At 63.2% G+C, this 13,119-nt stretch carries 15 protein-coding genes; 14 read left to right on the forward strand and 1 reads right to left on the reverse strand.

Annotated features, from left to right (window positions below; genetic code table 11):
• Positions 1–753 carry a LamB/YcsF family protein gene (locus KW830_RS10220; protein ID WP_218333058.1) on the reverse strand — a complete coding sequence of 251 codons (753 nt, stop codon included), beginning with the start codon at positions 751–753 and terminating at the stop codon, positions 1–3.
• A 71-nt stretch (positions 754–824) separates the two neighbouring features.
• On the opposite strand from KW830_RS10220, the gene KW830_RS10225 reads away from it, so the two are divergent.
• From KW830_RS10225 to KW830_RS10290, 14 genes are all read left to right on the forward strand, one after another.
• Positions 825–1,496: a GntR family transcriptional regulator gene (locus KW830_RS10225; protein ID WP_066540152.1), complete on the forward strand. Its 672-nt coding sequence runs from the start codon at positions 825–827 to the stop codon at positions 1,494–1,496.
• Positions 1,497–1,713: 217 nt separating this feature from the next.
• Positions 1,714–2,697, forward strand: a complete 984-nt coding sequence (locus KW830_RS10230; protein ID WP_066540150.1) for a TRAP transporter substrate-binding protein — start codon at positions 1,714–1,716, stop codon at positions 2,695–2,697.
• Between the two features lie 97 nt (positions 2,698–2,794).
• Entirely contained in the window at positions 2,795–3,301 is a 507-nt protein-coding gene (locus KW830_RS10235; protein ID WP_218333059.1) for a TRAP transporter small permease, read from the forward strand.
• Positions 3,294–4,589 carry a TRAP transporter large permease gene (locus KW830_RS10240; RefSeq protein WP_218333060.1) on the forward strand — a complete coding sequence of 432 codons (1,296 nt, stop codon included), beginning with the start codon at positions 3,294–3,296 and terminating at the stop codon, positions 4,587–4,589. Before KW830_RS10235 ends, KW830_RS10240 begins: the two co-directional genes overlap by 8 nt.
• A gap of 1,018 nt (positions 4,590–5,607) precedes the next feature.
• Entirely contained in the window at positions 5,608–6,198 is a 591-nt protein-coding gene (locus KW830_RS10245; RefSeq protein WP_218333061.1) for a prepilin peptidase, read from the forward strand.
• A 29-nt stretch (positions 6,199–6,227) separates the two neighbouring features.
• Positions 6,228–7,076: a Flp pilus assembly protein CpaB gene (cpaB, locus tag KW830_RS10250; RefSeq protein WP_218333062.1), complete on the forward strand. Its 849-nt coding sequence runs from the start codon at positions 6,228–6,230 to the stop codon at positions 7,074–7,076.
• 139 nt (positions 7,077–7,215) lie between these two features.
• The gene (locus KW830_RS10255; RefSeq protein ID WP_255578297.1) at positions 7,216–8,715 is read left to right on the forward strand and encodes a type II and III secretion system protein family protein; all 1,500 of its coding nucleotides are present in this window, start codon (positions 7,216–7,218) and stop codon (positions 8,713–8,715) included.
• Between the two features lie 13 nt (positions 8,716–8,728).
• Positions 8,729–9,055 (forward strand): hypothetical protein, encoded by a 327-nt coding sequence (locus KW830_RS10260; protein ID WP_218333063.1) that lies wholly within the window; start codon positions 8,729–8,731, stop codon positions 9,053–9,055.
• Between the two features lie 157 nt (positions 9,056–9,212).
• Positions 9,213–9,422 carry a Flp family type IVb pilin gene (locus KW830_RS10265; RefSeq protein ID WP_218333064.1) on the forward strand — a complete coding sequence of 70 codons (210 nt, stop codon included), beginning with the start codon at positions 9,213–9,215 and terminating at the stop codon, positions 9,420–9,422.
• 47 nt (positions 9,423–9,469) lie between these two features.
• Complete coding sequence (locus KW830_RS10270; RefSeq protein WP_218333065.1) at positions 9,470–9,667, forward strand: Flp family type IVb pilin; 198 nt, start codon at positions 9,470–9,472, stop codon at positions 9,665–9,667.
• A 99-nt stretch (positions 9,668–9,766) separates the two neighbouring features.
• Positions 9,767–11,023, forward strand: a complete 1,257-nt coding sequence (locus KW830_RS10275; protein WP_218333066.1) for a pilus assembly protein TadG-related protein — start codon at positions 9,767–9,769, stop codon at positions 11,021–11,023.
• Positions 11,024–11,027: 4 nt separating this feature from the next.
• Positions 11,028–11,471, forward strand: a complete 444-nt coding sequence (locus KW830_RS10280; protein WP_218333067.1) for a TadE/TadG family type IV pilus assembly protein — start codon at positions 11,028–11,030, stop codon at positions 11,469–11,471.
• On the forward strand, positions 11,468–11,917 hold the full coding sequence (locus KW830_RS10285; RefSeq protein WP_218333068.1) for a TadE/TadG family type IV pilus assembly protein: 450 nt from the start codon (positions 11,468–11,470) through the stop codon (positions 11,915–11,917). The genes KW830_RS10280 and KW830_RS10285 overlap by 4 nt, the downstream gene beginning before the upstream one ends.
• 18 nt (positions 11,918–11,935) lie before the next feature.
• A complete protein-coding gene (locus KW830_RS10290; RefSeq protein WP_218333069.1) occupies positions 11,936–13,096 on the forward strand; it encodes an AAA family ATPase in 1,161 nt (386 codons plus the stop codon).
• The last annotated feature ends 23 nt before the right edge of the window (positions 13,097–13,119 follow it).

Here is a 13,119-nt window from a genome sequence, read left to right on the forward strand (position 1 = left end):
TCATGCCACGAACGAGGCGATCTGCACGCCTTCTGCTTCAAAGCGCTGGCGCAGCGCACGGGCAATGGACACCGCCCCGGGGCTGTCGCCATGCACGCAAATCGAATCGGCCTCCACGCGCACCATGGAGCCATCCACGGCCTCGATCACGCCTTCGCGCACCAGGGTCAGCATGCGCTGGGCGATCAGGGTTTCATCGTGCAGCACGGCACCGGCTTCGCGGCGCGAAACCAGGGCCCCCTGGGGGGTGTAGGCACGGTCGGCAAAGGCTTCGGCCACCACGGTCAGGCCGGCGTCGCGCGCCAAGCCGATCAGCGGTGCTCCCGCCAGCGCCATCAGCACCAGCGAGGGATCGATCGCTTTGATGGCGTTGATCACGTCGGTGGCCTGGCGCCGGTCCTGGGCAATGGTGTTGTAGAGCGCGCCATGCGGCTTCACATACCGCACCGTGGTGCCCGCCGCCTGGGCCAGGCCCTGCAGCGCGCCGATCTGGTAGATCACGTCGGCCACCAGATCGCTGCTGGCCACATCCATGTTGCGGCGGCCGAAACCGGCCAGATCGCGGTAGGCCACATGGGCGCCCACGACCACATTGCGCGCCTTGGCCGCCTTCAGGGTGGCGAGAATGCCCGCGGCATCACCGGCATGGAAGCCGCATGCCACATTAGCGCTGCTGACGATATCGAGCATGGCGGTATCGTCGCCCATGCTCCAGGCACCAAAGCTTTCGCCCAGATCGCTGTTCAAATCCATCTTGTATGCTCCTTGCGCCACATGCCAGCGCTTTGTTCAACAATATCTAGCAAATTCCTTACCAATCTGCCATGCCAAGCCCACGCGACCCCTCCAGCAACGAATCCACGAGCCTGAGCGATGCCGTGGCCGAGCGCATCCGCCAACAGCTGATCCACGGCGAGTTGCGCGCCGGGCAGCGCCTGTCGGAAGCCGCACTGAGCCAGCAACTGGACATCTCGCGCAACACCTTGCGGGAGGTCTTCCGCACGCTGATCAAGGAAGGCCTGCTGCGGCATGAACCCAACCGCGGGGTCTCCGTGGCCACCCCCTCCATTGCCGACATCATTGACATCTACCGGGTGCGCCGGCTGATCGAATGCCAGTCGCTGGAGAAGGCATGGCCGCTGCACCCTGCGCACAAACGCATGCGCCAGGCCGTGGACGACGCCCTGGCCGCCCGCCAGGTGAAGGACTGGCGCACCGTGGGCTCGGCCAATATGGCTTTCCATGCGGGCATCGTGGCGCTCAGCGACAGTGCACGCCTGTCCTCCATGTTTGCCCACCTGGCCGCCGAACTGCGGCTGGCCTTCGGCATGCTGGACGATCCCGAATACCTTCATGCCCCCTATGTCGACCATAACGCGCGCCTGCTGCAGATGTTGATGGATGGGCAGACCAAGGAGGCTGCCCAGGAATTGGAGACCTATCTGGTGCAATCCGAACGCATGGTGCTGGCCGTCTATGCCCGCCAGCTGCCGTGATTCCAATCCCCAGGAAGGTGCACCGCCACAGGGATATGCACCAATTTAGTTGAACAATCTGAATTCAGACTCTCAACAATAAGAAGCTACAACACCTACGCAACTGCATCATCGTTGAAATCCCCTATGGATGATTGTTGAAACCAATGCTACTTTTGGCACGTAACTTGCCTTACGTGACCACCTGCATCTTTCAGCCCTTCCTCAAGGAGTCAACATGAAGCGTCGCATCTTTTGCGCTACCGCCACCTTGGTCGCCAGCATCGGTTTTGCCGGTGCGGCCGCTGCCCAAACCAAGTGGGATTTCGCCACCGCTTACGGCCCCGGCAACTTCCACTCCAAGAACAACGAGCTGTTTGTGAAAGAGGTGGACGCTGCCACCGGCGGCAAGCTCAAGATCACGCCGCACTTCGGCGCATCGTTGTTCAAGATGCCCGAGATCAAGCGCGCCGTGCAAACCGGCAATGCGCAGATGGGCGAGTTCTTTCTGGTGAGCTTCCAGAACGAATCGCAGATCTTCGGCGCAGACGGCCTGCCCTTCCTGGTGAGCAGCTACGACGAAGCCTTCAAGCTCTACCAGGCGCAAAAGCCTGCGCTGCAGAAGCTGCTGGACAAGCAAGGCCAGGTGCTGCTGTATTCGGTGGCCTGGCCGCCCCAGGGCATCTACACCAAGAAGCCCGTCAACTCGGTGGCCGACCTCAAGGGCATGAAGTGGCGCGTGTACTCGCCCACCACCGCCCGCATCGGCGAGCTGATCGGCGCACAGCCTGTGACCGTGCAGGAAGCCGAGCTGTCGCAAGCCCTGGCCACTGGTGTGGTGGACGGCCTGATCACCTCCAGCGCCACCGGTGCCGACAACAAGCTGTTTGAAAACCTGAAGTACTACTACAACGTGCAGGCCTGGATCCCCAAGAATGCCGTGACCGTGAGCAAGAAGGCTTTTGCCGCGCTGGACAAAGCCACGCAGGACGCCGTGCTGAAGGCCGCAGCCGACGCGGAAGCCCGCGGCTGGAAGGAATCCAAGGAAGTGGATGCCAAGTCCATCGCCGCGCTCAAGGCCGGTGGCATGAGCATCGAAACCGGCTCCGCCCAGCTGAAGGCCGATCTGGCCAAGGTCGGCGAGACCGTGGTCAAGGAGTGGACCGAAAAGGCCGGTGCGGACGGCCAGGCCATTCTGGACGCTTACAAGAAGGCCAAGTAATAGGTTGCAGCCCTGAAACAAGGCCCTTGCATTGCACCAGGCAGCGCAAGGGCCTTGTCCGATGGGACCGGTTCAACCCCTGCTGCGGAACACAAGCATGCGCAAATTTTTAGATGGTCTGTACGACGCTGCCGCCTGGCTGGCAGGCCTGGGAATGATCGGAATTCTGGTGATGGTGCTGCTCACGGTGTTGAGCCGTGTCATCGGTTTCAACGCCCCGGGCACCGATGCCTATGCAGGCTATGCCATGGCCGGCTGCGGCTTCATGGCCCTGGCCAGCACGCTCAAGAAGGGCGAACACATCCGCGTCACCCTGCTGCTGGGCGCCCTCAAAGGCAAGGCGCTCAAGACCATGGAAGTGACTGCCCTGGTGATCGCCACCACGCTGGCCGGCTTTCTGGCGTTCTATTCCACACGCCTAGTGTTCCAGTCGTGGGAGATTGACGATATCTCGGTGGGCATCGATGCCACGCCGATGTGGATTCCCCAGATCTTCATGGCCCTGGGCACCATTGTTTTCTTCATCGCTTTTTGCGACGAACTGGTGCTGGAGCTGATGGGCAAGCGCCAGGCCGTTGCGAACGAGGACGCGCACCATGAATGAAATTACCGCAAGCATTGCACTGATCGTGGTGCTGCTAGCCCTGCTCACGGGCGGCGTCTGGGTCGGCCTGACCCTGGCCGGCGTGGCCTGGTTCGGCATGGAGTTCTTCACCGCGCGCGCCGCCGGTGATGCCATGGCCATGACCATCTGGGGGTCGGCCAGCAGCTGGACGCTGACCGCCCTGCCGCTGTTTGTGTGGATGGGCGAAATCCTCTACCGCACCAACCTGTCCGAGAGCATGTTCCGCGGCCTGGCCCCCTGGGTCAACGCCCTGCCCGGCCGCCTGCTGCACACCAATGTGATTGGCTGCACCATCTTTGCGGCCGTGTCGGGCTCCTCCGCCGCGACCTGCGCCACCGTGGGCAAGATGAATGTGCCCGAGCTGCTCAAGCGCGGCTACCCGCAGGACCAGGTGATCGGCTCGCTGGGCGGCCCGGCCACCCTGGGCCTGTTGATTCCGCCATCGATCATCCTGATCGTCTACGGCGTGTCGGCCGAGATGTCGATCTCCAAGCTGTTCATGGCCGGCGTACTGCCGGGCATCATGCTGGCGGTCATGTTCAGCGGCTGGATCATGATCTGGGCGCTGCTCAACCCCGGCAAGGTGCCCAAGGCCGACGGGACCATGAGTTTCAAGGAGAAGATCTACGAATCGCGCCACCTGATTCCGGTCGTGCTGCTGATTGCGGCAGTGATCGCCAGCATCTATTCGGGCATTGCCACGGCAACCGAGGCCGCCGCCATTGGAGTGGTCGGCTCGCTGGTGCTGTCGGCCGTGCAAGGCGCGCTGACCTGGAAGAACTTCAAGGACGCCCTGTTCGGTGCCACGCGCCTGTACTGCATGATCGCGCTGATCCTGGCCGGGGCTGCCTTCATGACCTTGTCCATGGGCTACATCGGCCTGCCGCGCCAGCTGGCGGAATTCGTGGGCAGCCTCCACCTGTCGCCCGCCATGCTGATCATCGTGCTGGGCATCTTCTACATCGTGATCGGCTGCTTCCTGGACGGCATCTCCACCATCGTGCTGACCATGAGCGTGGTGCTGCCCATCATCCAGGCCGCTGGCATCGACCCCCTGTGGTTCGGCATCTTCCTGGTGATCACCGTGGAGACCGCGCAGATCACGCCGCCCGTGGGCTTCAACCTGTTTGTGCTGCAAGGCATGACGGGCAAGCAGATCACCTATATCGCCCGCGTCTGCGCACCCTACTTCTTCCTGATGGTGCTGGCCCTGGTGATCCTGTGGTTCTTCCCGCAGATCGTGACTGCACTGCCCAACAACATGTAGACCCCGTCTACGCCCCGCACCCAGAGCGCTTCCTGTGAAGCGCTCTTTTTTTTCTTGGCGGTGCAACGGTGCGGTGCCGGCTCCAGCCTCCACAGCGGCTTTCCCCATGCCGCTTCTGCAGCATGCCGCGCCACCGCTGTGCCCTGCACTCCCAGCAGGAATGCACCGGCAAAGCACGCCGCAATCTGCGGTGAAGCACTGCGGCCTGCCCCCTGGCCCCTTCCACCGGACCTTTCCGAAAGCAGCGTGGAGATACGCAAGGATGGTTCGCGTTCCGCGACAGCAGATTTTTTTCTGGCTCGCATTTTCCAGCAGCCACTTCCAAATAGGTGGAAATACCATGGACCATGTGATTGACCTGAACGGATTCTGAATATTTATCTGGTTGGTAAAAACCAAATATCACCTGAACGAATTGTGAATATATATTTTTCCAGTTACACAAGAAACTACTATTCACATCTCAAAAAATTCTCATTTCTGCATATAGATTGCCACTTATATTTATCTTTTTTAAATAATAAATACCCATTAAATCCCTAGATGATCGGCCGCCGGCAGACTGGATTTGCTTGCAAAAGTGGAGCGCCAAAGCCCACAGGAATTTGCCCTACACGGCGCGCAAACCCTGGGCATCCGGCGCAAACCAGGTAGGGCCAGGTAGCCGCCCCTCCGACCCACCTGGCGACCAGCGCAGGCACACCCGGACATACAAGGTCTTTTCCACTTTATTGAATCGACCAACCGTAAACAAAATACAAATACGTCGCAATTACATATGGGGTCAGATGCGATTTAGCCTACAGCGACGGTTATGTAACTGCGTCGATGGGTATCGGAGATTTCTTACGCACTATTCGATTGTGAAAAATATCCACCAGGCCTAATATTTCTCAAAACAAGATAAATATTCCGATAGAGATTATCTATCTTGCAATGTCACTTTTGGATCGCATCCGATCAACACCGGCCACGGTGACGGACACGGTTCAGCAAGCACAGAGAGTGGAGGCTGGTCATGGACTTTTCAGAACTTCGCGCCGGAGCCGACCTGGTGGGCGCACTGCTCACCGAGCCACGCTCGCTGCTGCTGCTGCTGCTTTTGCTGGCCGCCGCCATCTGCGATCTGCGCACCCGCCGCATTCCCAATGCCCTCACCTTCGGTGGTGCAGCCACCGCCCTGCTCTACAGCCTGACCACCTCCTCCCACCACGGCGGCGGATTTCTCTGGGCACTGGGCGGTCTGGGCCTGGGGCTGGTGCTCATGCTGCCGCTGTACCTGCTGCGCGCCATGGGCGCGGGGGACGTCAAGCTGATGGCCATGGCGGGCGCATTCCTGGGTCCTGACGGCACTTGGCATGCCGTGATCTTCGTCTTCATCGCTGGCGGTATTGCTGCCCTGGCCTACGCACTGTGGCACAGGGCCGCCAGGAAGCTGCTGCACAACACACGGCAGACCACACAGCTGCTGTTCATCTCCGTCGCCGCGGGGATCCGTCCCGATGCACGCGCCAGTTCAGCGCCATCCGTGGGCACGCTGCCCTACGGGGTGAGCATTGCGCTGGGCACCGCATCGTTTCTCATCGCCCGGCAATTCACCTGGGTTTAACCATCACTACGGTATAGCGGGAGGTCCCCATGAAAAACCTCAAGGCCCTGGGTCTGTTCGTCCTCGCTGCACTTGCCAGCCTGGCCGCTGCGGTCTACGCCGCCAACTGGGTTGCCCAGCGCGGCAGCATCGATGCCGACAAGGTGGTGGTCGCTGTCAGCGACATCCCTCTGGGCAGCAAGATTCTTCCCACCATGCTCAGCACGGTGGACTGGCCCCGGGGGTCAATCCCGAACGGCGCCTTCCATGACATCCAGCAGTTGCAGGACCGTGTCGTCAAGGTCGGCGTGCTGCGCGGGGAGGCGGTGCTGGAAGGCAAGCTGGCCCCCGTGGGAACCCGGGGCGGCCTGGCCGCCGTCATTGCCCCGGGCAAGCGGGCCATGACCGTGCGGGTGAACGATGTGGTGGGCGTGGCGGGCTTCGCCCTGCCAGGCAACCACGTGGATGTGGTGGTCAACGCCCAAACCGAGCAAGGTGGCAAATCGGACGATGCGCGCCAGATCAGCAAGACCGTGCTGGAGAACGTGCTGGTACTGGCCGTGGCCCAGGAAGCCGATCGCGACGAAACCAAGCCCAAGGTGGTCAGCGCCGTCACGCTCGAACTCAGCCCGGAAGAGGCCGAGAAACTGGATCTGGCACGCAGCGTAGGCAACCTGTCCCTGGTGCTGCGCAACCAGATTGACAAGGATCCCGTCAGCACTGCGGGCATCACCAAGCACCAGCTGTTCGGCACGGCCGAACCCACACCGCCCAGCGCCCCCGTCAAGGTGGCTGTGGCCAAGCCCGCCGCGCCCCGCGCCCGGCCCGCACCACTGCCATCGGCAGCCACCTGTGTCGAAGTCATCCAGGGCGGCACCAGCACCCTCAACTGCTTCTGACATCCACGCTACCCACATATCCAAGAGAGAGAGGCCGGCCGTGAAATACCACCATCTCTGTGCAGCAGTGAACCTGCTGCTGGTCAGCGCATCATCCGCGCTGGCCGCCGATGCCCAGCCCGCTGGCGCATCCCCTGCCATGGCCATGGCGGCACCTGCCGCAGCGTCTGCGGCACCGCGTGCCGCCTCGCCCACCCGGCAATGTACCGCCATCCGCATGGAGGAGCCCGCCACCGTCACGCTGGGCAAATCCGTCGTCATTCCCCTGAGCTCGCCCATGGCGCGCATCCTGGTGAGCGGCCAGACACCCGCAGCCGGCCAGGCAGCCCCCGCCACCGCCATGGCCGGCCAGGCACAGGCACAGAACGGCATCGCGGACATCGAGGTGCAGCTGCTCAGCCCCCGCGACCTGTTCTTCCGGGGCCGCAAGTCGGGTGCCATGAACGTCATCCTGCAGAACGCCCAGGGCACCTGCTTCATCAAGGATGTGGTCGTCACCATCGATCCGGGCCCACTGCAGGCCAAGCTCGCTGAACTGATGCCCGAGGAACGCGGCATCCGTATCCAGGGCGCCGACAACGCCCTGGTGCTCAGCGGCGAGATCAGCAATCCGCTGCGCCTGGACGACATCGTCACCCTGGCCGGGGCCTACAGCGACAGCAAGAAGATCGTCAACCTGCTGCGCACCACCTCGCCCCACCAGGTGATGCTGGAAGTCAAGATCGCCGAAGTGAGCAAGACCCTGCTCGACAAGCTGGGCTCCAGCTTCAGCGGCCAGCGCATCACCAGCGGTGGCATGAACACCTACTCCGTCGTGTCGAATTTCCTGAGCGGCGGCGGCGGCCTGCTGAGCGCCCTGCGCGTCGGCAAAGGCGCGCTGAACATCGATGGGCAGAAGGACGATGGCCTGGTCCGCATCCTGGCCGAACCCAACATCATGGCCATCAGTGGCCAGCAGGCCAGCTTCCTGTCCGGCGGGAAGATCTTCATTCCCGTGGCGCAGACCAACACCAACGGTGTGCCGGTGATGACGCTGGAAGAAAAAGAGTTCGGCATCGGCGTCAAGTTCACCCCCACGGTGCTGGGCAATGCACGCGTCAACCTGAAGCTGGTGTCCGAAGTGTCCGACCTGTCCCAGACCGGCTCACCGTTCACCTCCATCAACGGGGTCACCTCCGTCATCCCCTCGCTGTCGGTGCGCCGGGCCGATACCACGGTGCAGCTCAATGACGGCCAGAGCCTGGTCATTGCAGGGCTGATCAAGAACAACATCACCGAAGCCATCAAGCGCTTTCCGGGACTGGGCGAGATTCCCGTGCTGGGGGCACTGGCCCGCAGCACCGAGTTCCAGACGGACCAGACCGAGCTGATGTTCATCATCACCCCGCGCCTGGTACAGGCACTGGCCCAAGCGCCCTCCGTACCCACCGACAACCATGTGCCGCCTTCGCGTGCCGAGGTGTACCTGAACGGTGCGCTGGAAAGCTCCACGCCGCCGCCATCGCCCAAGCAAGCCCCGGCGGATGCACCGGCCACCATGGCGACACCGGTTCCTGCAACCGCCACACCGGAAGTGCAGACGCTGCCTTCGGCTGAGCCCCCGGCCAGCCGCCCGGCCCCCCAAAACCCGCCCACCTGAACCGGAGGCCGCCATGTCCATTCGCACCACCTTGCTTCCCCTGGCCACCGCCGCACTGCTGGCGGGCTGCGGCAGCACCACCCCCCACTACGACGCCCGCTTCGGAGACGCCGTCCGCTCTGCCCGCATGCAGATGACCATCAACCCTGATGCGGGCAAGACGCCGGGCATCGGCGCCGATGCCGCCAGCGGCATGGATGGCCGTGCCACCCGGCACACCCTGGAGCGGTACGAGCAAAGCTACAAGAACCCGCCCCAGGCCGTCAACGTCATCAATATTGGCGGCTCATTGAGCTCCAGCAACTCCGGTGCGGGAGGGGGCGGCGGCGGCACCCCCTGACGCCCCGATTCCCAGTAGCACCTGACCCATCACTGTCTATCACAACCACTTGAGTTCGAAAGGAGTCCAGACCGCACACCGGCCTTGCACGCCAGCTACCGGCCTAGAGCCAATGTTTCGTATGTGTCTCCCACCTTTCAACACACTGAGGTTCACCATGTCCCATATCGCTCATCAATTTGGCAATTCCCTGCTGTCCTTTGTCCGCGACGACGAAGGCGCACAGGTCGTCGAGTACGCACTGATCATCGCCGTGGTCTCCATTGCGCTGGTGATTGCACTCAAGGCGCTCACTGAAGACGGTGGCGGCTTCAGCGAATTCATCACCCGGGTCTCCAACTGCCTGACCACGTCGACCTGCGAATGATTTGACGCAGCAAGCGTTCGCCCAGACACCCCTCACAGGAGGAAACCATGTACTTATCACCTCAATGGAGCGGCGCTGTGCACCACTTCCTCCAGGATGAAGAAGGCGCACAGGTCGTGGAATACGCGCTGATCATTGCAGTGGTTTCCATTGCACTGGTGCTGGCACTGCAGGGCTTGGCCGGCGGCCAGTTCGCGGACTTCATCACCCGAGTCTCGGACTGCCTGACGGGCACATGCACCTAGGGGCCATGTCGACGGGGTCGGCACGGCAGCCTGCTGCCGTGCCGACACCCCCGGCGTCCACACACACACCACCCTTTAAGCATGCGATGAGGTTCCATCATGAGCACCCGCACACTTGCCCCCACATTGGCGCGGCCTGCCGGACTCACTGGCTGCCGCGGACACCGGCGCCAGCGCGGAGCCATCATCATCACCGCCGCACTGGCCCTGCTGCTGCTGCTGGGCTTCATGGGCATCGCGCTGGATTTCGGCCGCCTGTTCATCGTCAAGACCGAACTGCAGACCGCCCTGGACAGCTGCGCACTGGCGGCCGCACGTGAACTCAACGGCAAGTCCGATGCCATCACCCGCGCCGTAAGCGCCGGCAGCGCCGCCGCCAACGTGAACAGAGTGAACCTACAGTCCGCCACCTGGAGTGGCGAGGGCAAGGTGACAGCGGGCGACATCACCTTCCGCAACAGCAGCTACATCGACACCACCGCCCCGGCTGCGGCGGTCTACGCCCAGTGCACCCACACCCAGCCCAACATCCGCCTGTGGCTGCTGCAGGCCATGGGCGCCTTCTCCGGCAACACGGCCGACTATCCATCGTCCCGCAGCGTACGCACCACGGCCGTGGCCACCCGCGCCAGCGCACAGAGCGCCTGCCCCATACCCGTCGCACTGCAGCCAAAAACGCCCGGCGCCACCAGCCCGAACTATGGCTATACCGTGGGCGACTGGCTGACCCTGCTGTCTAAATCGAGTGGCGGCAGCACGTTTGGCTGGGCCAATCTGGACGGCTCCAACAGTGCATCGGAGACGGCGAATGAGCTCAACGGCCACTGCGGCAGCAAGATTGGCGACACCCTGGGTACGCCCGGCGTGCAGGCCTCCGTGGTGGAAATCTGGAACTACCGCTTCGGCATCTACAAGAACAACAGCGATCCCGCCGTCAACCGGCCCGACTACACCGGCTTCATCTACACCTCGTCCAGCTGGTCGGCAGGGCGCAACGCCTACAGCGGCACTTCCGGCAGCACGCCCAACTTCCTCGCCCAGCGCCTGGCGTTCACGCGCTGCGGCAACAACGCTTCGCAGTGCGGCATGCAGGGCGGCGGTTTCTCCAAAATTGCCACCTCCGCCCAGCACCAGGCCTACGGGGCAGACCGCCGCATCGTGACCGTGCCCATCGTCAACTCCAGCCGCAGACTGATCGACTTTGCCTGCATGCTGATGCTCCAGCCCATGACCATTCCCGTCAATGACGTGCAGCTGGAATTCCTGGGCAATGCGGGGGCGGTTGGCAGCCCTTGCACCACCAGCGGACTCGCTGGCGGATCGGCCGGCCCCCTGGTCCCTGTCCTCGTGAGGTGATGTCATGCGCGCCCACCACCGTCAACAAGGCGTGGAGCTGGTAGAGCTCGCGCTGATCCTGCCCTTCCTGATTCTGTTGAGCATGCTGGTCGTGGAATTCGGCCGCGCACTCTACGAATACAACACCGTCGCCAAATCGGTCCGTGACGCGGTGCGCTACCTGTCGGTCCAGCTGCCCAACACCAACTGCGCCCAGGCCCAGAACCTGGTGGTGTACGGCAAGACCACCGCCGGCACCACGCCACTGGCCCGCGGCCTGACCACCGGTTCAGTGACCTGTTCCTGGCAGACCGCAGGCACCTATCCGCTGATCAATACCGTCACCGTCACCGTCAACAACTACCGCTTCCAGTTCATGACGGCCAGTGTCTTCGGGCTGAGGCTCGGCGATGCCAACGACGGACTGACCCTCAGCAACATCGCCGCCACCATGAGGACCCAGACATGAGAGCCTCACACCACCGCCGTACAGAGCGCGGCGCCACCATCATCGAATTCGCCCTGGCCCTGCTGGTCTTCCTGATGTTCCTGCTGGGCATCCTGGACTTCAGCCGCATGCTCTTCACCTGGGTGGCCGCCAACGAGACGGCGCGTGCCGGTGCACGCTATGCCGCGGTCTGCGACGACACCACCAAACAGGCCCAGGTGCTGGCCCGCATGCAGGCGCTGCTGCCCCAGATCCAGAGCATCAGCACCAGCTGGACTCCGACCGGCTGCACGGCAGCCACCTGCCAGAGCGTCACCGTGGCGGTCACCGGCCTGCAGTTTCAGTGGATTTCCCCCATCGTGGGCTCCGGCATGCGGGCCGCGATTCCGACTCCCAGCTTTTCCACCACGCTCCCACGGGAAATCATGCGGCAGGACCCCAACAGCAACACCGCTTGCACCAACTAAACCGCGAGTCCCCACACCATGAAGATCGTCATCATCTCCCCCCGCCCTGCCCATCTGCAAGAGATGGTGCAGGTGCTGCAGACCCACGCTCACCAGGTGCATGTCTTCGAGGGCGGCAAGACCCGCATGCCAGCGATTGCCGAACACGAGCGCCCCGACCTGATGATGGTGGACGGCATGTGCTGCGACCCGGCCGACCTGGCACCGGTGGAGCAGGTGACCACGCGCTACCCACGCACCGCCGTGCTGCTGCTGTGCGCCCAGCAGTCGCCCGAGTTCCTGCTGCAATCCATGCGTGCCGGGGTGCGGGAAGTCCTGCCCTCCACCGCCGCGCCCCAGACCTTGCTGGACGCCGTGCAACGCATTGCAGCCAAGCTGCAGGATGCCACGCCCCACGCGGCCCAAGGCCAGACCGTGGCGCTCCTGCCTTGCAAGGGCGGTGCCGGGGCCACGTTCCTGACCACCAACCTGGGGTGGGCGCTGGCACGCAAACACTCTGTGCTGCTGATCGACCTGAATCTGCAGTACGGCGATGCACTGTCCTATCTGCACGAAGGCAGACCCAACCTGACACTGGGCGACATCGCAACGGACATCCACCGTCTCGATGCCTCTTTCCTCACCGCCTGCGCCGTCAAGGTGAGCCCCAATCTGCATGTGCTGGCGGCACCGGACAACGCCATCCAGGCCATGGGCGTCACGCCCGAACATGTGGATGCCATCGTGGCGCTGGCCACCGCCCACTATGACTTCGTGCTACTGGACATGGGCCGTGTGCTGGACCCCCTGGCCCTGCGCGTGCTCGACCGGGCGCAGACCATTGCACCCGTGCTGCTGCCCAATGTGCCCGCGGTACGCAATGCGCAGAAGCTGCTGCACATGCTCCAGGACCTGGGCTATGCAGAAGACCGGCTGCACCCGGTGCTGAACCGGGTGGACAAGCGCAGCGACATCGGCCTGAACGAAGTCCGGCGGACCCTGGGCCAGACGCTGCAGTGGCAGACCATCTCCGATGCCCCCCAGGAAGTCCAGGCCGCCATCAACGCCGGCGTCGCACTGGCCGAATCCAGCCGCAACTGCACGGTGGTGCGCGAGTTGGGCGCCTGGGCCGAGACGCTGTCCCCCACGCTGCATGAAGGCCACAGCGGCCTGCTCAACCGCCTCTTCCGCCGTGCCTGAACACCCCACCGCCTACCAGGAGA

This window comes from Comamonas sp. CMM03 (assembly GCF_019218715.1).
GTDB lineage: Bacteria > Pseudomonadota > Gammaproteobacteria > Burkholderiales > Burkholderiaceae_C > Comamonas > Comamonas terrigena.

Bases quoted from the DNA above. Each gene is read 5' to 3' on its own strand.
- KW830_RS10220 (WP_218333058.1), bottom strand. From the start codon at position 753: ATGGATTTGAACAGCGATCTGGGCGAAAGCTTTGGTGCCTGGAGCATG.
- KW830_RS10225 (WP_066540152.1), top strand. From the start codon at position 825: ATGCCAAGCCCACGCGACCCCTCCAGCAACGAATCCACGAGCCTGAGC.
- KW830_RS10230 (WP_066540150.1), top strand. From the start codon at position 1,714: ATGAAGCGTCGCATCTTTTGCGCTACCGCCACCTTGGTCGCCAGCATC.
- KW830_RS10235 (WP_218333059.1), top strand. From the start codon at position 2,795: ATGCGCAAATTTTTAGATGGTCTGTACGACGCTGCCGCCTGGCTGGCA.
- KW830_RS10240 (WP_218333060.1), top strand. From the start codon at position 3,294: ATGAATGAAATTACCGCAAGCATTGCACTGATCGTGGTGCTGCTAGCC.
- KW830_RS10245 (WP_218333061.1), top strand. From the start codon at position 5,608: ATGGACTTTTCAGAACTTCGCGCCGGAGCCGACCTGGTGGGCGCACTG.
- cpaB (WP_218333062.1), top strand. From the start codon at position 6,228: ATGAAAAACCTCAAGGCCCTGGGTCTGTTCGTCCTCGCTGCACTTGCC.
- KW830_RS10255 (WP_255578297.1), top strand. From the start codon at position 7,216: ATGGCCATGGCGGCACCTGCCGCAGCGTCTGCGGCACCGCGTGCCGCC.
- KW830_RS10260 (WP_218333063.1), top strand. From the start codon at position 8,729: ATGTCCATTCGCACCACCTTGCTTCCCCTGGCCACCGCCGCACTGCTG.
- KW830_RS10265 (WP_218333064.1), top strand. From the start codon at position 9,213: ATGTCCCATATCGCTCATCAATTTGGCAATTCCCTGCTGTCCTTTGTC.
- KW830_RS10270 (WP_218333065.1), top strand. From the start codon at position 9,470: ATGTACTTATCACCTCAATGGAGCGGCGCTGTGCACCACTTCCTCCAG.
- KW830_RS10275 (WP_218333066.1), top strand. From the start codon at position 9,767: ATGAGCACCCGCACACTTGCCCCCACATTGGCGCGGCCTGCCGGACTC.
- KW830_RS10280 (WP_218333067.1), top strand. From the start codon at position 11,028: ATGCGCGCCCACCACCGTCAACAAGGCGTGGAGCTGGTAGAGCTCGCG.
- KW830_RS10285 (WP_218333068.1), top strand. From the start codon at position 11,468: ATGAGAGCCTCACACCACCGCCGTACAGAGCGCGGCGCCACCATCATC.
- KW830_RS10290 (WP_218333069.1), top strand. From the start codon at position 11,936: ATGAAGATCGTCATCATCTCCCCCCGCCCTGCCCATCTGCAAGAGATG.